Annotated in this window: 20 protein-coding genes; 15 read left to right on the top strand and 5 right to left on the bottom strand. The window is 67.4% G+C overall.

The window, feature by feature from the left end; translation table 11 throughout:
• The first annotated feature begins 21 nt into the window (after window positions 1-21).
• The 6 genes from glpK to holA all read left to right on the top strand — a co-directional run bounded on the left by glpK (window position 22) and on the right by holA (window position 9,563).
• Window positions 22-1,536 (top strand): glycerol kinase GlpK, encoded by a 1,515-nt coding sequence (gene glpK / locus AS031_RS06970; protein WP_058267394.1) that lies wholly within the window; start codon window positions 22-24, stop codon window positions 1,534-1,536.
• Between the two features lie 334 nt (window positions 1,537-1,870).
• Window positions 1,871-4,390, top strand: coding sequence for a leucine--tRNA ligase (leuS, locus tag AS031_RS06965; protein WP_058267393.1), 2,520 nt, complete (start codon window positions 1,871-1,873; stop codon window positions 4,388-4,390).
• 81 nt (window positions 4,391-4,471) lie between these two features.
• Complete coding sequence (locus AS031_RS06960) at window positions 4,472-5,461, top strand: DegV family protein (RefSeq protein ID WP_058267392.1); 990 nt, start codon at window positions 4,472-4,474, stop codon at window positions 5,459-5,461.
• Between the two features lie 49 nt (window positions 5,462-5,510).
• Window positions 5,511-6,374: a ComEA family DNA-binding protein gene (locus AS031_RS06955; protein WP_058267391.1), complete on the top strand. Its 864-nt coding sequence runs from the start codon at window positions 5,511-5,513 to the stop codon at window positions 6,372-6,374.
• 655 nt (window positions 6,375-7,029) lie between these two features.
• Window positions 7,030-8,613, top strand: a complete 1,584-nt coding sequence (locus tag AS031_RS06950) for a ComEC/Rec2 family competence protein (RefSeq protein WP_228379577.1) — start codon at window positions 7,030-7,032, stop codon at window positions 8,611-8,613.
• Window positions 8,547-9,563, top strand: coding sequence for a DNA polymerase III subunit delta (gene holA / locus AS031_RS06945; RefSeq protein ID WP_058267389.1), 1,017 nt, complete (start codon window positions 8,547-8,549; stop codon window positions 9,561-9,563). The genes AS031_RS06950 and holA overlap by 67 nt, the downstream gene beginning before the upstream one ends.
• Before the next feature lie 140 nt (window positions 9,564-9,703).
• Here the strand turns inward: holA and rpsT are convergent, their stop codons facing one another.
• Window positions 9,704-9,964: a 30S ribosomal protein S20 gene (rpsT, locus tag AS031_RS06940; protein WP_018761400.1), complete on the bottom strand. Its 261-nt coding sequence runs from the start codon at window positions 9,962-9,964 to the stop codon at window positions 9,704-9,706.
• Between the two features lie 167 nt (window positions 9,965-10,131).
• Window positions 10,132-10,653 carry a type II toxin-antitoxin system PemK/MazF family toxin gene (locus tag AS031_RS06935; protein WP_058267388.1) on the bottom strand — a complete coding sequence of 174 codons (522 nt, stop codon included), beginning with the start codon at window positions 10,651-10,653 and terminating at the stop codon, window positions 10,132-10,134.
• Window positions 10,654-10,846: 193 nt separating this feature from the next.
• On the opposite strand from AS031_RS06935, the gene lepA reads away from it, so the two are divergent.
• Both lepA and hemW read left to right on the top strand, forming a co-directional pair.
• A complete protein-coding gene (gene lepA / locus AS031_RS06930; protein ID WP_176716515.1) occupies window positions 10,847-12,700 on the top strand; it encodes a translation elongation factor 4 in 1,854 nt (617 codons plus the stop codon).
• A gap of 36 nt (window positions 12,701-12,736) precedes the next feature.
• Window positions 12,737-13,966, top strand: coding sequence for a radical SAM family heme chaperone HemW (gene hemW / locus AS031_RS06925; protein WP_058267386.1), 1,230 nt, complete (start codon window positions 12,737-12,739; stop codon window positions 13,964-13,966).
• A gap of 162 nt (window positions 13,967-14,128) precedes the next feature.
• Here the strand turns inward: hemW and AS031_RS06920 are convergent, their stop codons facing one another.
• Together AS031_RS06920 and AS031_RS06915 are read right to left on the bottom strand one after the other, a co-directional pair.
• Entirely contained in the window at window positions 14,129-14,548 is a 420-nt protein-coding gene (locus tag AS031_RS06920; RefSeq protein WP_058267385.1) for a DUF4870 domain-containing protein, read from the bottom strand.
• 115 nt (window positions 14,549-14,663) lie between these two features.
• Window positions 14,664-15,518 (bottom strand): DUF3097 family protein, encoded by an 855-nt coding sequence (locus tag AS031_RS06915; protein ID WP_058267384.1) that lies wholly within the window; start codon window positions 15,516-15,518, stop codon window positions 14,664-14,666.
• 169 nt (window positions 15,519-15,687) lie between these two features.
• Here AS031_RS06915 and hrcA point away from each other — a divergent pair, with 169 nt between their 5' ends.
• The 3 genes from hrcA (at window position 15,688) to AS031_RS06900 (ending at window position 18,683) form a co-directional block, all read left to right on the top strand.
• On the top strand, window positions 15,688-16,701 hold the full coding sequence (hrcA, locus tag AS031_RS06910; RefSeq protein WP_058267383.1) for a heat-inducible transcriptional repressor HrcA: 1,014 nt from the start codon (window positions 15,688-15,690) through the stop codon (window positions 16,699-16,701).
• 78 nt (window positions 16,702-16,779) lie between these two features.
• On the top strand, window positions 16,780-17,907 hold the full coding sequence (gene dnaJ, locus AS031_RS06905) for a molecular chaperone DnaJ (protein WP_058267382.1): 1,128 nt from the start codon (window positions 16,780-16,782) through the stop codon (window positions 17,905-17,907).
• Between the two features lie 2 nt (window positions 17,908-17,909).
• Window positions 17,910-18,683 (top strand): 16S rRNA (uracil(1498)-N(3))-methyltransferase, encoded by a 774-nt coding sequence (locus AS031_RS06900; RefSeq protein ID WP_058267381.1) that lies wholly within the window; start codon window positions 17,910-17,912, stop codon window positions 18,681-18,683.
• Here the strand turns inward: AS031_RS06900 and AS031_RS06895 are convergent.
• The gene (locus AS031_RS06895; protein ID WP_058267380.1) at window positions 18,676-19,590 is read right to left on the bottom strand and encodes a GerMN domain-containing protein; all 915 of its coding nucleotides are present in this window, start codon (window positions 19,588-19,590) and stop codon (window positions 18,676-18,678) included. The two genes, AS031_RS06900 and AS031_RS06895, sit on opposite strands and share 8 nt — an antisense overlap.
• 407 nt (window positions 19,591-19,997) lie before the next feature.
• On the opposite strand from AS031_RS06895, the gene AS031_RS06890 reads away from it, so the two are divergent.
• Genes AS031_RS06890 through era form a run of 4 tightly spaced genes read left to right on the top strand, consistent with a single transcriptional unit; the run spans window position 19,998 to window position 23,827 of the window.
• Complete coding sequence (locus AS031_RS06890; protein ID WP_058267379.1) at window positions 19,998-21,086, top strand: PhoH family protein; 1,089 nt, start codon at window positions 19,998-20,000, stop codon at window positions 21,084-21,086.
• Complete coding sequence (gene ybeY / locus AS031_RS06885; RefSeq protein ID WP_058267378.1) at window positions 21,083-21,556, top strand: rRNA maturation RNase YbeY; 474 nt, start codon at window positions 21,083-21,085, stop codon at window positions 21,554-21,556. Before AS031_RS06890 ends, ybeY begins: the two co-directional genes overlap by 4 nt.
• Window positions 21,553-22,884 (top strand): hemolysin family protein, encoded by a 1,332-nt coding sequence (locus AS031_RS06880; protein WP_058267377.1) that lies wholly within the window; start codon window positions 21,553-21,555, stop codon window positions 22,882-22,884. The genes ybeY and AS031_RS06880 overlap by 4 nt, the downstream gene beginning before the upstream one ends.
• Window positions 22,868-23,827 carry a GTPase Era gene (gene era / locus AS031_RS06875; protein WP_058267376.1) on the top strand — a complete coding sequence of 320 codons (960 nt, stop codon included), beginning with the start codon at window positions 22,868-22,870 and terminating at the stop codon, window positions 23,825-23,827. Before AS031_RS06880 ends, era begins: the two co-directional genes overlap by 17 nt.
• The last annotated feature ends 86 nt before the right edge of the window (window positions 23,828-23,913 follow it).

Below are 23,913 nucleotides of genomic sequence, written 5' to 3'. Positions count from 1 at the left end.
CAACCAGACAAGGACGTCACAATGAACCAGTACGTAATCGCCATCGACCAGGGCACCACCAGTACGCGCGCCATCATCTTTGACCACAGCGGCGCCATTGTCTCCTCCGGGCAGATGGAACACGAGCAGATCTTCCCCAAGGCAGGCTGGGTGGAGCACAACGCCGCGGAGATCTGGAACAACACCCGCGAAGTCATCGCCTCCGCCCTGTCCAAGGCGAACCTGACGCGGCACGACATTGCCGCCGTCGGCATCACCAACCAGCGCGAAACCGCGGTCGTGTGGGACAAGACCACCGGCGAGCCCGTCTACAACGCCATCGTCTGGCAGGACACCCGGACCCAGGACATCGTCGATGAACTGGCCAAGGACGGCGGCGGAGACCGGTTCAAGCAAAAGGTGGGCCTACCCCTGGCCACCTACTTCTCCGGCACGAAGATCAAATGGATCCTGGACAACGTCGACGGCGCCCGGGAGAAAGCGGAAGCCGGTGACCTGGTGTTCGGCAACACGGACGCCTGGGTGCTGTGGAACCTGACCGGCGGCGTGGACGGCGGCGTCCACGTCACCGACGTCACCAACGCCTCCAGGACGCTGTTCATGGACCTCGAAACCCTGCAGTGGGACGACGAAATCCTCGGCATCTTCGGCGTGCCGCGCAGCATGATGCCGGAGATCAAATCGTCCTCCGAGGTGTACGGGACGGTGCACACCTCCCAGCTGCTCCGCGAAACCCCGGTGGCCGGCATTCTCGGCGACCAGCAGGCGGCAACCTTCGGGCAGGCGGCGTTCGACACCGGCGAGGCGAAAAACACCTACGGCACCGGCTGCTTCCTGATCTTCAACACCGGCGAGGAAATCGTCCACTCGAAGAACGGGCTCCTGACCACGGTGGGCTACAAGCTGGGCGACGCCGCCCCGCACTACGCCCTGGAAGGTTCCATCGCCGTCACCGGCTCGCTCATCCAGTGGCTGCGCGACAACCTGGGCATGATCAGCAGCGCACCGGAAGTCGAAACGCTGGCCGCATCAGTCAAGGACAACGGCGGCGTCTACATCGTGCCGGCGTTCTCCGGGCTGTTCGCCCCCTACTGGCGCTCCGACGCCCGCGGCGCCATCGTCGGCCTGACCAGGTTCGTCAACAAGAACCACATCGCGCGGGCCGCGCTGGAAGCGACGGCGTTCCAGACCCGCGAGGTGCTGGACGCCGTCAACGCGGACTCCGGTGTTCCGCTGTCCGAGCTGAAGGTCGACGGCGGCATGGTGGCCAACGACGCTCTCATGCAGTTCCAGGCAGACATCCTGGGCGTCCCCGTGATCCGGCCCAAGGTCATTGAGACCACGGCGCTGGGAGCGGCCTACGCCGCCGGCCTCGCCGTCGGCTTCTGGAAGGACCTCGGCGAGCTTTCCGCCAACTGGTCCGAAGACAAGCGCTGGGAACCGCAGCTCGACCAAGCCGAACAGGACCGCCAGATGCGGCTCTGGCGGAAGGCCGTCACCAAGTCCATGGACTGGGTCGACGAGGACGTTCGCTAGTGTGACCCATCGTTGATGGCAGCCGCACCTGCCCCGCCCGCTTCGCGGTGCCCACCACACCCGGGCGAGGTGCGGCTGCCATCAACTTAATCGTCACACCCCTCAGCCGCTCGTATGCGACTTACGCTGAGGGGTGTGGACTTGCGCTAAGGTAGATCTATGCGTGCGATCCTTCTGCTTAGTTAGCCGCCGGTTATCCATCACGTGGATAGCTGAGCGGCAGCCCCTCCCTTGGCGAGGGGCTTTTGTGTGTCCGGGAGCAAACCGGGCCGGCAGCAGGGGATCAGGCCTATAGGGCAGCACAGATGCCGTAGCAGAACAGAAGAGGGCAGCAGTGGGCGTTCAGCCGGAGACAGAGACCGGAGCAGCAGCAACGGAAGTACCCGCGGAGGGTACGTACAGCTTTACCGCGATGGAGGCCAAGTGGCCGCAGGTGTGGGAGGACCTCAAGGTCTTCACCCCTGTCGACGACGGATCGCGGGAACGCCGCTACGTGCTGGACATGTTCCCCTACCCGTCCGGCGACCTGCACATGGGCCACGCCGAAGCCTTCGCCATGGGCGACGTCGTGGCCCGCTACCTGCGCCAGCAGGGTTTCGATGTCCTTCACCCGATCGGCTGGGACTCCTTCGGCCTGCCGGCGGAGAACGCCGCCATCAAGCGCAACGCCCACCCCAGCGAGTGGACCTACGCGAACATCGATACCCAGGCGGCGTCGTTCAAGCGCTACGCCATCTCCGCCGACTGGTCCCGCAGGCTGCACACCTCCGACCCCGGGTACTACCGCTGGACCCAGTGGCTCTTCAAACGCTTCTACGAGCGCGGACTGGCCTACCGGAAGAACTCACCCGTCAACTGGTGCCCCAAAGACCAGACGGTCCTGGCCAACGAACAGGTGGTCAACGGTGCCTGCGAACGCTGCGGCACCACGGTCACCAAGAAGTCCCTCAACCAGTGGTACTTCAAGATCACCGACTACGCCGACCGGCTGCTCGATGACATGGAACAGCTGCGCGGCCACTGGCCCGAACGCGTCCTGGCGATGCAGAAGAACTGGATCGGCCGGTCCGAAGGTGCCCACGTGAACTTCGTGGTCGAGGCCGACGCCGGCAAGCCCGCCAAGGACGTCACGGTGTTCACCACCCGCCCCGACACGCTGTACGGGGCCACCTTCTTCGTCGTCGCCGCCGACGCGCCCCTCGCCGTCGAGCTCGTCACGGACGAACACGCCGCTGCGCTGGACGAATACCGCGAAAAGGTCAAGGCACTCTCCGAGATCGAACGCCAGTCCACCGAACGGGAAAAGACCGGCGTCTTCACCGGCCGCTACGCCGTCAACCCGCTTAACGGCGAGAAGCTGCCCGTCTGGGCCGCCGACTACGTCCTCGCCGACTACGGCACCGGCGCCATCATGGCGGTCCCCGCGCACGACCAGCGCGACCTCGACTTCGCCCGCACGTTCGACCTGCCGGTCCGCGCCGTCCTGGACACCGGCGAGGAAGACCCCGCAGTGTCCGGCACCGCGACCGCGGGGGAGGGGACCCTGATCAATTCGGGCGAACTGGACGGGCTGCCCAAGGCCGAGGCCATTCCCGCCGCCATCGCCATCCTGGAACGCCAGGGAACGGGCGAAAAATTCGTCAACTTCCGCCTCCGGGACTGGCTGCTGAGCCGCCAGCGTTTCTGGGGCACGCCCATCCCGATCATCCACTGCCCGTCCTGCGGCGAGGTCCCTGTTCCCGACGAGCAGCTTCCGGTGACCCTGCCGTCCAACCTGCGCGGTGAAGACCTGGCCCCCAAGGGCACGTCCCCGCTGGCTGCTGCCGAAGCATGGGTCAACGTGGAATGCCCCAGCTGCCACGGACCTGCCAAGCGGGACACAGACACCATGGACACCTTCGTCGACTCGTCCTGGTATTTCCTCCGGTTCGTCTCGCCCCAGTACACCGAAGGCCCGTTCGATCCCGAGAAGATCAACAACTGGATGCCGGTGGGTCAGTACGTGGGCGGCGTCGAGCACGCCATCCTGCACCTGCTGTACGCCCGCTTCTTCACCAAGGTCATCCACGACCTCGGCATGATCGACGCCACCGAGCCGTTCAGCGCCCTGCTCAACCAAGGGCAGGTGCTCAACGGCGGCAAGGCCATGAGCAAGTCACTGGGCAACGGCGTGGACCTCGGCGAACAGCTGGACAAGTACGGTGTGGATGCCGTCCGCCTGACCATGGTCTTTGCCTCCCCGCCCGAGGACGACGTTGACTGGGCCGATGTCTCCCCGTCCGGATCCGCCAAGTTCCTGGCCCGCGCCTGGCGCCTGGCACAGGACGTGACCAGCGCACCCGGAACCGACGCCGGCGCCGGCAACAGGGCACTGCGGTCCGTGACCCACCGGACCATCGCCGACGCCGCCGAACTCCTGGACGCCAACAAGTTCAACGTGGTGGTGGCGAAGCTGATGGAGCTGGTGAACGCCACCCGCAAGGCCATCGACTCCGGTGCCGGCGCAGCCGACCCCGCAGTCCGCGAAGCCGCCGAAGCGGTGGCCGTGATCCTCAGCCTGTTCGCGCCCTACACGGCCGAAGACATGTGGAACGTGCTGGGCCACCCGGCGTCCGTGGCCAACGCCGGCTGGCCTGCCCACGACGCCTCGCTGCTGGTGCAGGACACCGTCACCGCCGTCGTCCAGGTCCAGGGCAAGGTCCGTGACAGGCTGGAAATTTCCCCGGACATCTCGGAGGACCAGCTCCGCGAACTGGCACTGGCCTCGGAGAACGTCCAGCGTGCGCTTGACGGCCGCGGCATCCGCACCGTGATCGTCCGTGCCCCTAAACTGGTCAACATCGTTCCGGCCTAGCCGCATAGCAACAGCAGGAGCCGGTCGCGGGACTTCCCCGCGGCCGGCTTCTGCGTCAAGGACCGACCCCCGGGAGGCCACGTGCCCGACACCAACGCCGCGCCCTGGCCATGGGTCCGCGCCCGGCTGTCCGCCCTGCGGCCGGCGCCCCGCCCCGGTACGGGCCGCAGCGAGGCGCAGAAGCTGCGCACCGCCGTCGTCACCGACTCCGCTGCGGCCCTGCCGGCGCGTTACGTTGAAGCGCTGCCCGGCGACGGGCTGCTGACCGTCACCCCCATGCCCGTCATGGTCGGAGCCGAAATTTACGGCGAGGGCGAGGACGACATCCTGGAGACCATCGCCCTGGCTTTGGCCGCCGGAACCCAGGTCAAGACCTCGCGCCCCTCTCCGGGGCAGTTCGAACAGGCATACCGCACAGCACAGCGCAATGGCTACGAATCCGTGGTCTCCGTCCATATTTCCGGCGACCTGTCCGGAACTGTGGACGCTGCCCGCCTGGCTGCCAGGCGCGTGGACATTCCCGTGCAGGTGATCGACTCCCGCACCGTGGGCATGGCCCAAGGCATGGCCGTCCAGGCTGCCGTCAAAGCCGCTGCCGCGGGAGCCGGGCAGACCGCCGTCGCCACAGCCGCCGCGCTGCAGGCCGAAGGGACGAAGGTCTACTTCTACGTGCCCAGCCTGGAGCAGCTGCGCCGCGGCGGACGGATCGGGGCCGCAGCGTCACTGCTCGGAACCATGCTGGCCATCAAACCCATCCTCGCCGTCGACGGCGGCAAGATCGTTCCGCTTGAAAAGGTCCGCTCGGCCGTCAGGGCGGTCGCGCGGCTCGAGGAGATCGTCGCCGAGGACGCCCGGAAGCGTCCGGGCGGAAGCGTGCGCCTGGCCATCCACCATTTCGGCAACCCGCAGGAAGCCGATCGCCTGGCCACCCGGCTGGCCGCTGCATTGCCGGAATGCCCTCCTGCGCAAATCAGCTCCCTGCCGGCAGTCCTTGCCGCCCATGCAGGCCTGGGGGTCCTGGCAGTCATCGTCGGCCAGGAAACGGGCACTACCGGCGGGCTGTCCACATAGGCCGGCGCGGGGCTTCTACCGCGATCCCCACACTGCCTAGCGTGGAGGAATGTCACGCCGGGATGCTGCAGCAGCAGGCCAGCGGCCCCGCCATGCCCGCGATCGGCTGCAGGCAACACTGGGGGACGCGTCCCGCGGCCTGCTGACCGGCGACCGGCCGGACGGAGGCGGGGGAGAGCCCTTCGAATACGGCGGCGATTCCCCGCTGCACCCGGATTCAGGCCGCCCGGGCGGAACGCGCCCTTCCGTCCGCTGGCGGCTTGGGATGCGGGCCGCCGTGCTGTTGGGCGTTCTTGCTGTCGTTGCAGGGGCCCTCTTCTGGTGGCAGGCCGCAGCCGGCCGGCCCGACGTCCTGCCGTTGGACACCATCAGCAGGGACACTGGCCCGTCGGAAGTGGATGGCTCCCCGCCCGCGCAGCCCAGTGGGTCCGCCGCAGCGACGCCCGCTCCATCCGGGAACACCATGGTGGTGCACGTGTCCGGTGCCGTTCGGGCTCCCGGTGTGGTGGCACTTCCGCCGGGCAGCCGTGTCCACCAGGCCGTTGAGCTGGCCGGCGGCGCGGCTGACGACGCCGACCTGGACGCCCTGAACCTGGCCCAGGAAGCCGCGGACGGGCAAAAGATCCACGTTCCCCGCCATGGCGAGCCCCCTGGTACCGGAGACGGCGCAGCCCGGCCGGGCACCGCCGTGCCTTCCGGGCAGGCCCTGCCGGGCAAGGAGGCCAAAGTCAACCTCAACACAGCCGGTGTCGAAGAACTGGACACCCTGCCCAAGGTTGGCCCGGTCCTCGCCCAGCGCATCGTTGACTGGCGGGCCGAACATGGGCCGTTCTCCGCCGTCGAGGACCTTGACGCGGTGGATGGGGTGGGTCCCAAGATGCTCGAATCCCTCCTGCCGCTGGTGACGGTCTGACATGGACGTACCGGACAAGGACCAGGAGAGTCCCCGCCGGCGGCCACCCCGTGCCAGTCCCTGGCACCGGTACGTTGAGTCCGCGGTGCGGTCCGCCCCATCGGACGCGGCCCCGTCCGCCGCTCACGCCGCGCCGCCGGACAGCCGGACCAGTGCAGGCCGGGCCCCCGGGAACGGGGTGCCCGCCGGGAGCTGGCTGCCGGGCCACGGCGTTGCCGGCGCCCCCGCGGTGCGGGGCAGCGCCGCGCGGAGGGCGTGGACGTGGGCCGCCGGGGCGGCGCGAGGGAAGGGTGGCAGAAGCCGGGTTGGCAGTTCCGGACAAGCCAGTCAACAATCATCCGGTTCCCCCGGGCAGGCCAGTCCTGCGGAGGTCAGGACCGGACCGCTGCGCAGGACCGACGTCCGGCTCGCCGTGCCTGCCGCCCTGGTATGGGCCGCGGCGGTAGCCGGACTGTGGCTAGAGCCCGCTCCGCTCCTGGGGTTGTGCCTCGCGTTGACGGTTGTGGCCGCGTGCCTGTTGTTCCTCCCGGGCCTTCGCGGGCCTCTGGCAGGCGGCGCGCGCTTCCGCGGCAAGGGCCTCCGCCGCAGTTCCCTCCGCGGCAGGGGCCTCCGCCACCGTTCCCTCCGCCGGCCCGTCCGCCGCCGGCACGCGCCGGTGGCCAGGCGTTTCACGGCCACCGTTGCTGTGGGCCTGCTCCTGGCCGTGGCAGCCGCAGCGCATTCCGCGGCAGCGGCAAGCCAGCGCTTCGAAGGTCCCCTCGCGGAGGCCATCCAGGCCGGGAAGACGGTGGTCGCCGTCCTGGAGGTTGCCGGAACCCCACGGCCCTTGGGAGGGGCCGGCCCCGCCGCAGGGGCCGGGCGTTGGTCCGTGCCGGTGTGGACCCGTGAGGTGAGCACCGGCGGGGCACTGCTGCGCACGAGGGCCCAGCTCGTGGTGACAGGGGGAGGGCAGTGGGAACAGCTTGTCCAAGGGCAAATCGTGCGGGCTGCCGGCAAGCTCCGTCCGCCGGAGCCAGGCCGACCCGAAGCCGGCGGACTCTCCGCCGCGACCGGCCCCGACCGCCACGCCGGGGCGGCGGCCCTCCAGTCCGCAGCAACCGACCTTCGGGCACGATTCGTGAAGGGCTCAGCTTTCCTGGCCGGAGATGCAGCCGGACTCCTGCCAGGCATGGTCACGGGTGATAACAGCGCCCTGGACGACGGCCTGGGAAACGCGATGAAAGTCGTGGGTATGACCCATCTCACGGCCGTCAGCGGCGCCAACTGCAGCCTCGTCCTGGGCGCACTGCTGCTGTTGTGCCGCCGCCTGCGGCTCCCCCGCGCTCCCGCCGCCGCTGCGGCGCTGTCGGGGCTGGGGCTCTTTGTGGTCCTGGTGGGGCCGGACCCCAGCGTCCTCCGCGCCGCCCTCATGGGTGCCGTGGGCGTGGCTTCGATAGCCGGAGGGCGGACCGGCCGCGGCCTGAGCTTCCTCTGCGTGGCAGTCATCGGGCTGCTTCTCCTGGACCCCGCGCTTGGCGGCAGCTTCGGTTTCCTGCTCTCAGTCCTGGCCACGCTGGGCATCATCACGGTGGGGCGGCGCATCATGGACTGGACACCGGCTGCGGTGCCGCGGTGGATCTCGGCAGCCGTCGCCGTGCCCCTCTCAGCCCAGCTGATGTGCAGCCCGGTCATCATCCTGCTGCAGCCGCAGTTCTCCACCTACGCATTGGTGGCCAATGTTGTGGCAGCCCCGCTGGTGGCACCCGTCACGCTCCTTGGAACGGCGGCGGTTCCGTTGCTGGTCGCCCTGCCATGGCTGGCCACCGCCCTGATGGGGGCAGCGGGGATCTTCAGCGGCGGCGTGGCGGCAACGGCGCGGTTCTTTGCGGGCCTGCCGGGGTCGTCGCTGCCCTGGCCTGAGGGCGTACCGGGCATGGCCACCATGGTGCTGCTCTCCGCACTGACCCTTTTCGTGGTGAAGGCTGTGGCGGGGCCGGCGCAGGCGGTCGCATTCGTTCTCACATGCCACGGCCGGATCGAAAGAAGCCTGTTCCTGATGGAAACCAGGGCCGCCGCAACACGGCGGCAACCTGCTCCTTCAGCCGGCCGGGACGGCATTGACCACAGCTTTGACGTTCGGCGCCGGCATGACAGGCTTAAAGCCTCCACGAACTTTTCCGGAAGGAACCCACCATGGCTGCTGCGCAAAAGCGCGGAAACCGCACGCAGGCGCAGGATCCCGCCGCCTGGCGCAACGTGACGCCCGCCGCGATCGTCCTGGTGGCGGGCCCCGAGGAGTACCTCGGCATCAGGGCCATGGACAGCATCCGTGCCCAGGTCCGGCAAGCGACTCCGGACGTTGAGGTGAGCCGCCTCAACGCGGCAGGCTACGAGGCCGGAACGCTGCTGATGCAGGTCAGCCCTTCCCTGTTCGGGGAGAGCAAACTGATTGAAGTTGAGGCCGTCGAGTCCATGAACGACGCCTTCCTGGCCGACGCTTTGGCCTACCTCGGCCACCCGGAGGACGACGCCGTCCTGGTGCTGCGCCATGGCGGCGGTACCCGCGGCAAGAAGCTGCTGGACGCCATCAAAAAAGGCGGCTGGCCCGTGGTGGACTGCCAGCCGCTGAAGAAGGACGCGGACAAGATGGCCTTTGTCTCCGCCGAGTTCAAGGCCGCAAGCCGGAGGATCGACCAGGAAGCCGTCCTTGCGCTGGTGAACGCCGTCGGCGCCAACCTTTCTGAACTGGCGGCTGCATGTTCCCAGCTGGTGGCCGATTCCGACGGCACGGTCACGGCGGACACCGTCGACCGGTACTACAGTGGCCGTGTCGAGGCGACCGCCTTCAAGGTTGCCGATGCCGCCATGGCGGGCAACGGTCCGCTGGCCCTGTCCACGCTCCGCCACGCCCTGGCCACCGGCGCTGACCCGGTTCCCCTGGTCGCGGCCCTCGCGGCTAAGCTCAGGACCGTGGCCCGCGTGGCAGGAGCCTCGGGTTCTCCGGCCCAGATTGCGGCCGACCTGGGAATGCAGCCATGGCTGGTGGAGCAGGCCCAGCGTGACGTCCGGCGCTGGACCCCGGACGGCCTGGTCCGCTCCATCCAGGCCACTGCGGAAGCCGACGCCCAGGTCAAGGGCCTGTCACGTGATCCCGTCTACGCGGTGGAGCACGCAGTCACCGTGATATCCATGTCGGTCCAGGGCCGCTAGCAGACAGGATCACCTGCGCGCGCCCGGGCTTGGCAGCGGGATCCGGCGCGTACCCGGTGGCTGCTGCGGCTACGGTTAAAAAGATGTGGCCGGCACCCGAGGGTGCCGGCCACAGCCATCAGTTCAGGGAACTGGAAACCTTAGAGGGCGTTGACCTTCTTGGAGATCGCCGACTTGCGGTTCGCTGCGTTGTTCTTGTGCAGAACACCCTTGCTCACGGCCTTGTCCAGCTTGCGGCTGGCAGAAACGAGCGCAGTAGTAGCAGCTTCCTTGTCAGCGGACTCAACGGCGGTGTTGACGGCGCGGATGGCAGTCTTCAGCTCGGACTTGACTGCGTTGTTCCGCAGGCGAGCCTTCTCGTTGGTCAGGATGCGCTTCTTCTGGGACTTGATATTCGCCACGTGTGAACTCTCTTTGTAATGCGGAAATGGTCTAGAGGGCTTTCAGGCTGGCCTTGACTGAGCGGCGTGGGGATACCTATGGCGGCCAACCATCAGTGACCGTCGACCTGCACGGACACACAGCTAAAAAGAATAGCAGGTCAGCAGCGGATATGGCCATTTCCGGGCTATGACCAGCCGTGCCTGTTCCGCAAGGCGTCGGCCACCGCGGCGAACCGCGCCCGGCCCAGCACCGCACCTTCACGGCGGATTGCCTCGGGCCGGATGGTGAGGACCCTGTCAAGCCTGGCCTCGCTGGGACGCCGCTGCCTGTCCCAGGCGCCGGTACCCACATCGACGTAGTCCCCGGCAGCGGAGCCGGCAGGAACGCGGTCCCTGCTGGTCAGCATCAGTGCCAGCAGGAAGGCGCCGCTCCGGCCCACAATCAGGACCGGCCGGTCCTTGCCCTGCGTGTAGTCCTCCTCATATGGGACCCACGTCCACACCACTTCGCCGGGATCCGGACGCCCGTCAGGCTTGGGCGCGTACCGGACAACCGCCCGGCCGGTGAAGTCCCAGGGGTAGCCGGCCGCGTGCAGATCCGCCGCACCCCCGGCGGGTGGGGGACCTGCAGGGCTGCCGGCCGGGCGGGGACTGGCCCCGAGCAGCCGCAGCACGGCGTTGCGCATCGTTCGGAAGGTGATTGCCATGCCGCCACCCTATAGTCCCGGCATCCTGCCGCCCCATGCCCGCCGCGGTCCTGCCGCCAACGGAAAGCTGCGAATGCAGTGGCAGGGGCCCGGACGTGGGACACTGGAGGTTGAAGAAATGCGGCCGACCCGCGGTGCGTCAGCGCTGTGCCTTGCGGGGGCCGCGGAAAAATGCCGACAGTAAGGACCCTGCGTGTCTCCCATGGCCCGCACCGCCCCGGTGCCCGCCGCGACAGATCCGGCCATTATCCGGAACTTCTGCATCATCGCGCACATTGACCACGGTAAGTCCACCCTGGCAGACCGCATGCTGCAGTCCACCGGCGTGGTGCAGGCACGCGACATGAAGGCCCAGTACCTGGACCGCATGGACATCGAGCGTGAACGCGGCATCACCATCAAGTCCCAGGCTGTCCGCATGCCGTGGGAAGTTGACGGCGTGAGCTATGCGCTGAACATGATCGACACCCCCGGCCACGTGGACTTCACCTACGAGGTATCCCGGTCCCTGGCCGCCTGCGAGGGGGCTGTCCTGCTGGTGGACGCCGCACAGGGCATCGAAGCCCAAACGCTCGCCAACCTTTACCTGGCGATGGAGAACGACCTCACCATCATCCCGGTGCTCAACAAGATCGACCTTCCGGCCGCCCAGCCGGAGAAGTACGCGGCGGAGCTGGCCAACCTGATCGGCGGAGACCCGGAGGACGTGCTCCTGGTGTCCGGCAAGACCGGCGTGGGCGTTGAGGCGCTGCTGGACAAGATCGTCACCGACCTGCCGGCGCCCGTGGGCGATGCCAACGCACCGGCCCGCGCCATGATCTTCGACTCCGTCTATGACACCTACCGCGGCGTGGTCACCTACGTCCGGGTGGTGGACGGCATGCTCCACCCGCGCGAGCGCATCCAGATGATGTCAACCAAGGCATCCCACGAACTCCTCGAGATCGGCGTCAGCGCCCCGGAGCCGACCCCCACCAAGGGCCTTGGCGTCGGCGAAGTAGGGTACCTCATCACCGGCGTGAAGGACGTCCGACAGTCCAAGGTGGGCGACACCGTCACCAACCTGGCCAAGCCGGCGTCGGAATCCCTCAGTGGCTATGCCGACCCCAAGCCCATGGTGTTCTCCGGCCTCTACCCGCTGGACGGCACCGACTACCCTGTGCTTCGCGACGCGCTGGACAAGCTCAAGCTCAATGACGCGGCGCTGGTCTACGAGCCGGAAACGTCCGCGGCGCTGGGCTTTGGCTTCCGCGTGGGGTTCCTGGGCCTGCTGCACCTGGAGATTGTCCGCGAGCGCCTGGAACGCGAGTTCAACCTGGACCTGATCTCCACCGCGCCCAACGTTGTGTACGAAGTGACGCTTGAAGACAAGACGGTCATGACCGTCACCAACCCCAGTGAGTTCCCCGCCGGGAAGATCCGGGAAGTCCGCGAACCCATGGTGGCGGCCACCATCCTGGCGCCCAACGAGTTCGTGGGCGCCATCATGGAACTCTGCCAGGGCCGGCGCGGACAGATGAAAGGCATGGACTACCTGTCCGAGGACCGGGTGGAGCTGCGCTACTGGATTCCGCTGGCCGAGATCGTCTTTGATTTCTTCGACATCCTTAAGTCCAAGACGCGCGGGTACGCCTCGCTGGACTGGAAGGCCGACGGCGAGCAGGTATCCGACCTCGTGAAGGTGGACATCCTGCTCCAGGGCGAGCAGGTGGATGCCTTCAGCGCCATCACGCACAAGGACAAGGCCTACGCCTACGGTGTGATGATGACCGGAAAGCTGCGCGAGCTCATCCCGCGGCAGCAGTTCGAGGTACCCATCCAGGCGGCCATCGGCTCCCGGATCATCGCCCGGGAAAGCATCCGGGCCATCCGCAAGGATGTCCTGGCCAAGTGCTACGGCGGCGACATCTCGCGTAAGCGCAAGCTGCTGGAAAAGCAAAAAGAAGGCAAGAAGCGCATGAAGATGGTGGGCCGCGTGGAAGTGCCCCAGGAAGCGTTCATCGCGGCGCTGACCACCGACGACTCCAAGGACAAGGCCAAGAAGTAGTGATGACCGTGGCCGCTTCCATCCCGGGCCGCAGCAATGCCTAGCGCTCTTCCACTGGGCGACCCCGCGCCGTCGGACGGCCTCCTGCCCGCCCAGGTGCTGGACGGCGCAGCCGGCCGCGCCTTGGGCCTGTACGTGCACATTCCCTTCTGTGCGGTGCGCTGCGGATACTGCGACTTCAACACCTACACCGCCAAGGAGCTGGGCGGCGGAGCCTCCCAGGACGCCTACGCCGGGACCGCCGTGGCGGAGGTGGAACTCGCCGCCCGCGTGCTGGAAGCGTCAGGCCTGCCCGCGCGCAGGCTCAGCACCGTCTTTTTTGGCGGCGGCACCCCGACGCTGCTGCCGGCGGAAGACCTTGCCTCCATCCTTACGGCAGCCATTGCCGCGTGGGGGATCGAGGAGGGCGCCGAGGTCACCACTGAGGCGAACCCGGATTCGGTGACCCCTGAGTCCTTGGCCATCCTGCGGGAGGCCGGGTTCACCCGTGTCTCCTTCGGCATGCAGTCCGCAGTGCCGCACGTCCTGAAAGTGCTGGACCGCACCCATGAGCCCGCCAGGGTTCCCCAGGTGGTGCAATGGGCGCGGGACGCCGGACTGGCCGTCAGCCTGGACCTGATCTATGGAACGCCGGGGGAGTCGCTGGCCGACTGGCAGCATTCTCTCGAGACTGCACTGTCCTACGGGCCCGACCACATCAGCGCCTACGCGCTGATCGTCGAGGAAGGCACCAAGCTGGCCGCCCAGATCCGGCGTGGAGAAGTTCCGGAGATTGACGACGACGACCACGCCGACAAGTACGAACTCGCCGACCGCCTCATCACCGACGCCGGGCTTGGCTGGTACGAGGTCAGCAACTGGGCGCGCACCCCTGAGCAGGCGTGCCGCCACAACCTTGCCTACTGGCGCGGAGACGACTGGTGGGGGATCGGTCCCGGAGCGCACTCCCACATGGGAGGGGTGCGCTGGTGGAACGTCAAGCACCCCGCCGCGTACGCGGGCCGGCTGGCCCAAGGGGCTTCGCCGGCCGCGGGCCGGGAAACGCTGGACCGCGATACCCGCGCCATGGAACGGGTGATGCTGGAAGCGCGCCTGCAGTCCGGGCTCGAACTGGCCGCACTGGAAACGGTGGGCCGCCACGAAGTGGCCGGGCTGATCGCCGACGGGCTGGTAGACCCGGCCGCCGCCTTCAAGGGCCGGCTGGTGCTGACGCTCAAGGGGCGGCTGCTGGCCGATGCCGTGGTCCGGCGTATCCTGCCCGATTAACGCCGCCGCCCGGCCCCTTGCGGAGCCGGGCGGACGGTGGAGACCCTGGGGCCACGGCGGCGAGGGCCCCGAACCGGGCTTGCGAGGCCTGGGAGCCGTCGGGTGGGGCCACGGCGGCGAGGGGCCCGGACCGAGCTTGCGAGGCCTGGGAGCCGTCGGGGATTACTTGATCCAGCGCAGGTTGAAGGGGTAGCGGTGCGGCTGGCCGCGGTTCACGTGGATTCCCGCCGACACGGAAAAGCACGTCAAGGCAATCCAGATGAGGGTGGCGACCACGGCGAAGATGTTTCCGATCACGGGGATGAACACCAGGAGGTTCGCCACCACGGCGGCGATGGTGGGCGGCAGGCTGAAGTTCAGCGCCTCCTTCGACTCCTGAGCCGTGAACGGTCCGCGGTCCCGGAAGATGAGGAAGATCAGCAGTGCGGGCACACAGCCGAGGATGCCGCCAAAGTGCGCCAGGGTTGCCCACTGGCGGTCCTCGCTGGCCGTGAGCGGCAGCGCGTTCGCCGGGACGCCGTGGTATTCGGAACGGTCGGCGCTGCCGTGGCCGTCCCTGTGCTCGCGTGCGTTTTCTGCCACTGTCTGTTCCTTCGGGTGCAATTGGTGCTTCGGGTTGCAGTTGCCTGCCGGTCCCGGGGAACCCGCAGTGCACTGCATTACCAAGAATACTGGCTCTTCGCCGGGCCGCCTGTGCTCAGGGGACGGTGAGGAAGTCGATGACTTCCTCAACCCGGCCCAGCAGCGAGGGTTCCAGGTCCGCGTAGGTACGGACGGCGCCGAGGAGTTTTTGCCAGCCGAGGCCGATGTCTTCCTTGGTGGCGTGCGGCCAGCCGAAGGCCTTCAGGATGCCGGTCTTCCAGTCCTGGCCCCGCGGCACGGCAGGCCACTGGTCAATCCCCAGCACCGCGGGCCGAATGGCCTGCCAGACGTCGACGTACGGGTGCCCCACAATCAGGACGTTCCCGGCGGCTCCCGGCGAGGCCATCACGGCGTCGGCAATGCGTGATTCCTTGGAGTCGGGGACAAGGTGGTCCACCAGGACCCCCAGCCGGCGGCCGGGGCCGGGACGGAAATCTGCGACGGCGGCGGCAAGGTCGTCAATGCCGTGGAGCGGTTCGACGACGATGCCCTCCACGCGAAGATCGTCGCCCCAGACCTTCTCCACGAGTTCTGCGTCGTGCTTGCCCTCCACCCAGATGCGGCTGGCCTTGGCCACCTGGGCCCGCTGCCCAGAGACGCGCACTGATCCTGAGGCGGTGCGGCCGGCCGCCGGGCCGCCGCCACCGGCGGGTCGTGGTGCCTGCGGCATCAGCCGGATGGCCTGCCCTTCGAGGAGGAACCCGTAGCCGAGCCGGAAGCTGCGGGACTTGCCGCGCCGGTCTTCGAGGGCCACCACATGCATCCCGCCGGATTTCTCCACCCGGGTCACGGCCCCCACCCAGCCGGACTGGACTTCCTCCAGCACCATGCCGCGCTCCACCGGAACTTCCGGAAGCTGCGTCCGGACCGGAGCGGCCATGTCCCGCGGGCCCCAGTTCTGGTAATCCATGGTTGTTCCGCCTCGCGCTCGATGTCAGCCGGGAATTTCGCCCGGAGCGGTACCAATGCTAACAACGGGCCAAGGCATAATAGACTGTTAGCACTTGGGCATGTCGAGTGCTAAAGACTGGCAAGACGGAACGGGCGGCACCTCGCCCGGACCCGGACGGAGGTGGAGTGTGAGCGAGCCGCGCAAACTGGAAGTACTGCGTGCCATCGTCGAGGATTACGTCCACTCCCGCGAACCAGTGGGGTCCAAGGCTTTGGTGGAGCGGCACCAGCTGGGCGTGTCCAGCGCCACGATCCGCAACGACATGGCGGCACTGGAGGATGAGGGCCTCATCACGGCACCGCACACCAGCGCGGGACGGATTCCCACAGACAAGGGCTACCGGCTCTTCGTGGACCAGATTTCAGCGGTTAAACCGCTCTCGCAGGCCGAACGCCGGGCCATCCAGTCACTGCTTGAGGGCTCGGACGACCTCGACGACGTCCTGGACCGTACCGTCCGCCTGCTGGCCCAGCTGACCAACCAGGTGGCCGTGGTCCAGTACCCGCACCTCAGCCGGGCCCTGATCCGGCACATCGAATTTGTCCTGCTGGCCCCCCGCAAGGTCCTGGTGGTGCTCATCGCCAACAGCGGCAAAGTGGAACAGCGGGTCATCGACGCCGGTCAGGACCTCGGTGACGATGCCCTGGCCGGGCTGCGGGCCCGTTTCCTGGCTTCCCTGGCAGGCACTCCGCTGGCCGGCCTGTCCCAGGCGCTTCCCGCCGTCGTCTCATCTGTGAGCCCGGCCCAGCGGCAGGCAGCACAGGCACTGGCGCACGCGCTGGAGGTGCTGGCCCACAGCAGCCGGGAGGACAGGATGGTCATGGCCGGCACGGCCAACCTGGCACGGTCCAACGTGGACTTCCCGCTGAGCATAGGCCCGGTGCTGGAAGCATTGGAGGAGCAGGTGGTGATGCTGCGCCTGCTCAGCGAAATGGCGCAGGACCATCACGGGGTGGCCGTCAGCATCGGCCGCGAAAATCCCTATGACGGCCTGGCCGAAGCCTCCGTGGTGGCCACAGGGTACGGGCCGGACAGCATGGCCAAGGTAGGCATCCTGGGCCCCACCCGGATGGACTATCCCACCACCATGGCCGCCGTGAGGGCTGTTGCCCGTTACCTTTCCCGGATTTTGGGTCCCTGACCGTACTTTCCCGGCTGCAACGCCGGGTCCAGCGGGGAAGCCCACCGAAGGCAAAACAACAAGGAAGAGATACGAACTTTGAGCAGCCACTACGACGTCCTTGGAGTCTCACCGGAAGCTACCGGAGAAGAAATCAAGAAGGCCTACCGTAAGCTTGCCCGTACCCTCCACCCGGACGTGAACCCGGGTGAAGAGGCCGCGGACCGCTTCAAGGCGGTCACCCACGCCTACGAAGTCCTCTCCGATCCGCAGAAGCGCCGGGTCTACGACACCACGGGCAATGAGAACGGTACGGACAACGGATTCGGCGGCGGCAGCTACGCCGGGCAGGGTTTTGCGTTCCAGGACATCTTCGACACCTTTTTCGGCGCGGGCGGCTCGTCCGGGCCCGCCTCACGCGTCCGCCGCGGCCAGGACGCGCTGATCAGCGTCCGCATCGACCTGCGCGACGCCGTCTTCGGCGTCAACAAGAAGCTCGAAGTGGACACCGCCGTCACCTGCCCCACCTGCGAAGGCTCCTGCTGCCGGCCGGGTACCCAGCCGGAACGCTGCGACATCTGCGGCGGCAGCGGGCAGGTACAGCGGGCGGTCCGCTCCATCCTGGGCCAGGTCATGACCGCGGCCCCCTGCGGCAGCTGCGAAGGTTTTGGAACCGTCATCAAGGACCCCTGCAACGAGTGCAGCGGCCAGGGCCGCATCCGCAGCCGCCGTTCGCTGACCATCAAGGTTCCCGCGGGCGTCGCCACAGGCACCCGGATCCAGCTGGCTGGCCAGGGTGAGGCCGGACCTGCCGGCGGGCCCTCCGGCGACCTCTACGTTGAGGTCCGTGTGAACAGCGACCCCACCTATGTGCGCGACGGCGACGACCTGCACGCAACCCTCAACATCCCCATGACCGCCGCGGCGCTCGGCACCGAGGTCAACCTGGAAACCTTCGACGGAACCCAGGACATCGACGTCAAGCCGGGCACCCAGTCCGGTGAGGTCATCACGCTGCGCGGCCTCGGGGTTACCCACCTGCGCGGCTATGGCCGTGGCGACCTGAAAGTCCACCTGCAGGTGGAAACGCCCGCCAAGCTCGATGCCGCCCAGGAAGACCTCCTGCGGCAGCTGGCGAAACTCCGCAATGAGCAGATCACCGAGGGCAAGCTTGCAGCCAGCGGCGGCATGTTCGCGAAGCTGCGGGACCGGCTCGGTAACCTGTAGCGGTGAGCAACCCCGTCTTCTTTACTCCGGCCGGCTCCCTTAACGGCCTCGGCGAGGGCACGGAATTCGTCCTGGAAGGCCCGGAAGCACGGCACGCCGTGACCGTGAAGCGGCTTGCCCCCGGCGAAGCCGTCGACATTGTCGACGGCGCCGGGGTGCGGATGAGCGGCACGGTCCTGGAAGCCGAGGCGGGCCGCTTGGCCGTCAGCTGCTCCTCCGTGACCGTCGAGGATCGCCCGGCCACCCGCCTGGTGCTGGTCCAGGCCCTGGCAAAGGGTGACAGGGACGAGCTCGCCATTGAGACCGCAACGGAACTGGGCATCGACGCAGTCATCCCCTGGCAGTCGGAACGGTCCATCGTGCGGTGGAAGGGTGACCGGGCGGCCAAGGCGCATGCCAAATGGCAGTCGGTGGTCACGGCGGCGGCCAAGCAGGCACGCCGGGCGTGGATCCCCGAGGTGCGCGCCGCCGTCGACACCCCGGCCCTGGCCGCCGCCGTTGGCGCCGCCGGCCTCGCAGTCATCCTGCACGAGGACGCGGTCAGGCCGCTCCGCGACGTCATCGAGTCGTGGCAGGCAGCCGGGTCCGCCGAGCCGCGTGAAATCCTCCTGATTGTGGGACCGGAGGGTGGCATCAGCCCGCGTGAGGTGACACGGCTCTGCGACCGGGGCGCAGCCACCGCACTGTTGGGGCACCATGTGCTGCGCTCGTCCACCGCGGGCCCGGCCGCCGTCGTGCTCTGCAGCGACATCCTGGGCCGCTGGCGAACTACCTGACCTTGAAGGTCCGGGTGTCCTCGAACTGGTCCGGCCCTTCTCCGGTGCCGGCCTGGGCAACCTTGAGCTCGTAGTCGCCGGTGGGCAAGGTCAGCGCCAGGGTGAAGACACCGGCCTGGCCCTGGTCCGAGGACGCCGTGGTTTCACCCGTCAGGAACGGAGCCTTGGCGCCGTTCTCCCCGCCGCGAAGGATCTGCCAGCGCAGCTTTCCGCCAGCGGAAAGGCTCCGTCCGGTGATTTTGACGCTGCCGTCCGCCACCTCCACGCCTTCCTGGGGATCGACGATCCACACAGGCGCCACCAGCCCGGCCTGCCGGGTCATCAGCGCCCCGAGCTGCACGTGGCCGAATGCCATGTAGTCCGTGTGCCCGTCCACCAGGATCCTTACCCGGATCTGCTGCCCGGAGTCGATGAGCCCCGAGCTGGCGGCGGCCGCCGTGGCGGTGTACACCAGCTGCTGGACGGCCCTGGCAGCCATGTCGGCGTCGAGGTTGCTGTTGAACGCGTCCTCGGACACATCGACAGTGATGACGTCCTTGCCGGAAATGGACGTGGCAAGCTTGCCCGGGTTCTGCCACGGCGTAAAGAAGTCTGGGTCCAGCGGCTTTTCGGACATCATGGCGCGCAACGCGCGGGTCACAGGGTTTTCCTGCTCCGGAACGTCGCGGAACTCCCGGTACAGGAAGATGTTGCTGTTGCTGCGGCCGATCCAATACACCGGCGCCTTGTTGGACGACTGCGTCGTCTCAAGCGGGGCGCTGGTGGACGGCGGCGCGGCGCTGCCGGTGGCGGCGGGACCGGAAGCCAGCGGGCTGGTGGGTGACGGTCCGGGTTCCGCCACGCATCCGGCGAGGACCGGGACAGCCGTCAGGACGGCGGCAAGCGCAAGTGCCTGCATGCGTCCCATGCGTCGACCGGCCCCGCGGGGCACAGTGGTATCCGGCACTGGCGGCTGTCCTTTCCTGGCGTGGCGGCCGTTCCCCCCGGAGGCCCAATGGTGCAGATGTGGCTGGATTTCCAGCATTGCACAGCAGGCCTGCCGGGTTTGCCCACTTTTTCGTTCCACGCCCAACTGCAACGTGAACGATATGAGGACGATATGAAGTTGATACCTAATGGCATGCGGCTGTGCCGTGGGGCACCCGGCCGGGGTTCCCGAAGCTGCCTGCCCTCCAGGCGGGCCGGCGGGTATCCCGGCGCGGGGAGTGTGCTGGCGTAAGATAAAAGGATCACGGGACGCCGAAAACCCATGCGGCGGACGGGACAACAGTTGAAGACCACCTTGAGGGGACCATAGGCCCGAGGGCCACCACCATGACTGAATCAGCCAACGGAAAGCGCCGGCTCACCACGGGCGAGGGCATCGCCGGGGAATTTCCCCACACCCTTCCCGGTGTCCGGACCGAGGTAGTCCTTTTCGACAATTCCGACCAGATGGTCCAGTCACTCGGCAGCCACGATGAGGCGCTGCGGTATATCGAGGAACAGTTCCCGGCGGTCAACTTCCACGTCCGAGGCAACGAGCTGACCATCAGCGGCCCCTCCAGCGACGTTCCCCGGATCATGCGGCTCCTGCAGGAAGTCCGGGGCCTGGTGTCCCGGGGCACTGTCATCACCCCTGCCGTGCTGCAGCAACTCGTGGCGCTGCTGCGCAGCCAGTCGATGCAAAACCCTGTGGACGTCCTCACGCACGACATCCTCTCCAGCCGTGGACGGACCATCCGCCCCAAAACGCTGAACCAGAAGAACTATGTTGACGCCATCGATGACAACACCGTCATTTTCGGCATTGGTCCCGCCGGCACGGGCAAGACGTACCTTGCCATGGCCAAGGCGGTACAGGCCCTGCAGCAAAAGGAAGTCAGCCGGATTATCCTGACCCGCCCCGCGGTAGAGGCGGGGGAGCGGCTGGGCTTCCTGCCGGGAACCCTGAGCGACAAGATCGATCCCTACCTGCGACCCCTATACGACGCCCTCCACGACATGATGGACCCGGAATCAATTCCCCGGCTGATGGCCGCGGGCACCATCGAAGTGGCGCCGCTGGCGTACATGCGCGGGCGTACCCTCAACGACGCGTTCATCATTTTGGATGAAGCCCAGAACACCACCCCGGAACAGATGAAGATGTTCCTGACCCGGCTGGGATTCGGGTCCAAGATGGTGGTCACCGGAGACATCACCCAGGTGGACCTTCCCTTCGGCACCCGCTCCGGGCTGCGCATCGTGGAGGAAATCCTGCAGGGAATCGATGACGTCAGCTTCTCCGTCCTGGACGCCGCCGACGTCGTGCGGCACCGCCTGGTGGGGGATATCGTCAACGCCTACAGCCTGTGGGACGAACGGCAACGGAGCCGGATTAAGCAGCCGGCCACCAAGGAACAGCGGGGGGATCACGCGTGAGCATCGAGGTGAACAACGAATCAGGCGTCCAGGTGGACGAAGCCTCACTCGTTGCCCTGTCCAGGTACATTTTCGAACAGCTGTACATCCATCCGCAGGCAGAACTGTCCATTCTGCTCGTGGATGAGCCGGCCATGGAGAAACTCCACATCGAGCTGATGGATGAGCCCGGCGCCACCGACGTCCTCTCCGTTCCCATGGACGAACTCACCCCGGGCACACCGGACCGGCCCACCCCCCAGGGGATGCTTGGCGACATCGCCATCTGCCCCCAGGTGGCGAAGGTCCAGGCGAAGAACGCCGGCCACGCGCTGGAGGATGAGATGCTGCTGCTGACCACGCACGGCATTCTCCATCTCCTGGGCTATGACCACGCAGAACCCGAAGAAAAAGAAGAGATGTTCGGGCTCCAGCGCGAACTCCTGACCGGCTTCACCGGCAAGGAAGCACCCGCCGAGACAACCCAGTGACGCAGCTTCTCCTGGTGGCGATGGCCCTGGTTTTCCTGGCCATCGCCGCCGTCCTGACAGCCGCCGAAGCGGCCTTCAACTTCCTTCCGCGCCACGACGCCGAGGAAGCGCTTGTCCGCAGCCGGGGAACGGCCATGCGCAGCATCCTCAGCGAACCCGTGGCCCACGTCAGGGCCTTGAGGTTTTGGCGCATCTGGTTTGAAATGGCGTCCGCCGTCGCCGTCGCCGTGCTGCTCTACAGCGTCCTGGACAACGTCTGGCTGGCCGGGCTGGCAGCAACAGGAACCATGGCCCTGGTGGGTTTCGTCATTGTCGGCGTTTCGCCGCGCCAGCTGGGCAGGCTCCATTCCGCCGCCGTCGTCCGCCTCACGGCCCCGCTCATCAGGTTCCTGACCTGGATCCTGGGTCCCATCCCGGGTTGGCTTGTGGCGCTGGGCAGCGCTGCAGCTCCCGGGGCGCCCGGAGGGGACGAGGCGTTCTTCAGCGAGCAGGAGTTCCGGGAACTCGTGGACCGTGCCAGCGAATCCGACATGATCGAGGACAACGAAGCGGAGATGATCCAGTCGGTCTTCGACTTCGGCGACACGCTGGTCCGCGCCGTCATGGTGCCGCGGACCGACATCGTCAGCATCGAATCCGGCTCAAGCCTCCACCAGGCGATGTCCCTGTTCCTCCGCTCCGGCTATTCCCGGGTTCCCGTCATCGGCGAGGACACCGACCACATCCTGGGGATCGTCTACCTCAAGGACGTCGCCGCCGTCGTGCATGAACTCGGACCCGGCGCCGAGCCGCCCACCGTGGACACGCTGGCCCGCGAAGTCCGCTACGTGCCGGAGTCCAAGCCCGTCAGCGACCTGCTGCGTGAACTGCAGAAGGAATCGACGCACGTGGCCATCGTCATTGACGAGTATGGCGGGACTGCGGGACTGGTGACCCTCGAGGACATGATCGAGGAGATCGTCGGCGAGATCGTGGACGAATACGACACCGAAAGCGCCGAAGCCGTGGACCTGGGGAACGGTTCCTACCGCGTCAGTTCAAGGATGAGCATCGACGACCTCGGTGAACTGTTCGACATGGAACTTGACGACGACGAGGTAGACACCGTCGGCGGCCTCCTCGCCAAGGCGCTGGGCCGGGTTCCCATCGTGGGCAGCCACGTGGAGGTCCAGGGCGTCTCGCTGCGCGCCGACCGGCTCGAGGGCCGCCGGAACCGCGTCAGCCACATCATTGCGGCGCCCGTGCCGAGAGTAGACACTGACCTTGAAGACCTCTTCCATGAGGCGGAAGCAACCCAGCAGGGAGTTCCACGTGAGCAAGAAAAGTAAGACCGAACCAGCCGATGATTTTGGCGGATTCCGGGCAGGTTTCTCAGTCCTTGTCGGGCGCCCCAACGCCGGCAAGTCAACCCTGACCAACGCCCTGGTGGGCAAGAAAGTGGCGATCACCTCCGCCAAGCCGCAGACCACCCGGCACACCATCCGGGGCATCGTGCACCGGGACGACGCCCAGCTGATCCTGGTGGACACGCCGGGACTCCACCGGCCCCGGACCCTGCTGGGCAAACGGCTCAACGACCTGGTGGCGGACACGCTGGCCGAGGTGGACGCCATCGGGTTCTGCCTCCCCGCCAACGAGAAGATCGGCCCGGGCGACAAGTTCATCGCCGCCCAGCTGGCAGCGGCGGGACGGAAGCCTGTCGTTGCGATCATCACCAAGGCCGACCTGGTGGACAAGCAGGCGCTCACCGAGCAGCTGCTGGCAGTGGCGGAACTCGGCCGCGAAGTGCTGGGCGGCGACGGCTGGAAGGACATCGTTCCCGTCTCGGCCAGCGACGGTTTCCAGGTGGACACGGTTGCCGACGTGCTCATCCGCCACATGCCGCCGTCGCCTCCGCTGTACCCTGACGGTGAACTGACCGACGAACCGGAAGCAGTGATGGTGGCGGAGCTGATCCGGGAGGCTGCCCTGGAGGGCGTGCGCGATGAGCTTCCGCATTCCCTGGCCGTGGTGGTGGAGGAGATCGTCCCCCGCGAGGACCGGCCCGAGGACAATCCGCTGCTCGACGTCCGGGTCAACCTGTATGTGGAACGTCCCTCCCAGAAAGCCATCATCATCGGCAAGGGTGGCAGCCGGCTGCGCGAAGTGGGCACGAACGCCCGCAAGGGCATCGAAGCGCTGCTGGGCACCCGCATCTACCTCGACCTTCACGTCAAGGTGGCCAAGGACTGGCAGCGGGATCCAAAACAGCTGGTCAAGCTCGGATTCTGAGCCCCTGGGTCTGGTGTCGCAGGGCCCCGTCCGGTAATTTCACAGACTCGGCCACTAAAATGGACCGGATTCTGAATTTAGAGGAA

Source organism: Pseudarthrobacter enclensis (assembly GCF_001457025.1).
GTDB lineage: Bacteria > Actinomycetota > Actinomycetes > Actinomycetales > Micrococcaceae > Arthrobacter > Arthrobacter enclensis.
This window is presented reverse-complemented; position numbering and strand designations above follow the sequence as displayed.

Coding starts and splice junctions, on each gene's coding strand:
- AS031_RS06955 (WP_058267391.1), top strand. CDS start 5,511: ATGTCACGCCGGGATGCTGCAGCAGCAGGCCAGCGGCCCCGCCATGCC.
- AS031_RS06890 (WP_058267379.1), top strand. CDS start 19,998: ATGACTGAATCAGCCAACGGAAAGCGCCGGCTCACCACGGGCGAGGGC.
- holA (WP_058267389.1), top strand. CDS start 8,547: ATGGCTGCTGCGCAAAAGCGCGGAAACCGCACGCAGGCGCAGGATCCC.
- AS031_RS06935 (WP_058267388.1), bottom strand. CDS start 10,653: ATGGCAATCACCTTCCGAACGATGCGCAACGCCGTGCTGCGGCTGCTC.
- AS031_RS06895 (WP_058267380.1), bottom strand. CDS start 19,590: ATGGGACGCATGCAGGCACTTGCGCTTGCCGCCGTCCTGACGGCTGTC.
- hemW (WP_058267386.1), top strand. CDS start 12,737: ATGCCTAGCGCTCTTCCACTGGGCGACCCCGCGCCGTCGGACGGCCTC.
- glpK (WP_058267394.1), top strand. CDS start 22: ATGAACCAGTACGTAATCGCCATCGACCAGGGCACCACCAGTACGCGC.
- AS031_RS06915 (WP_058267384.1), bottom strand. CDS start 15,518: ATGGATTACCAGAACTGGGGCCCGCGGGACATGGCCGCTCCGGTCCGG.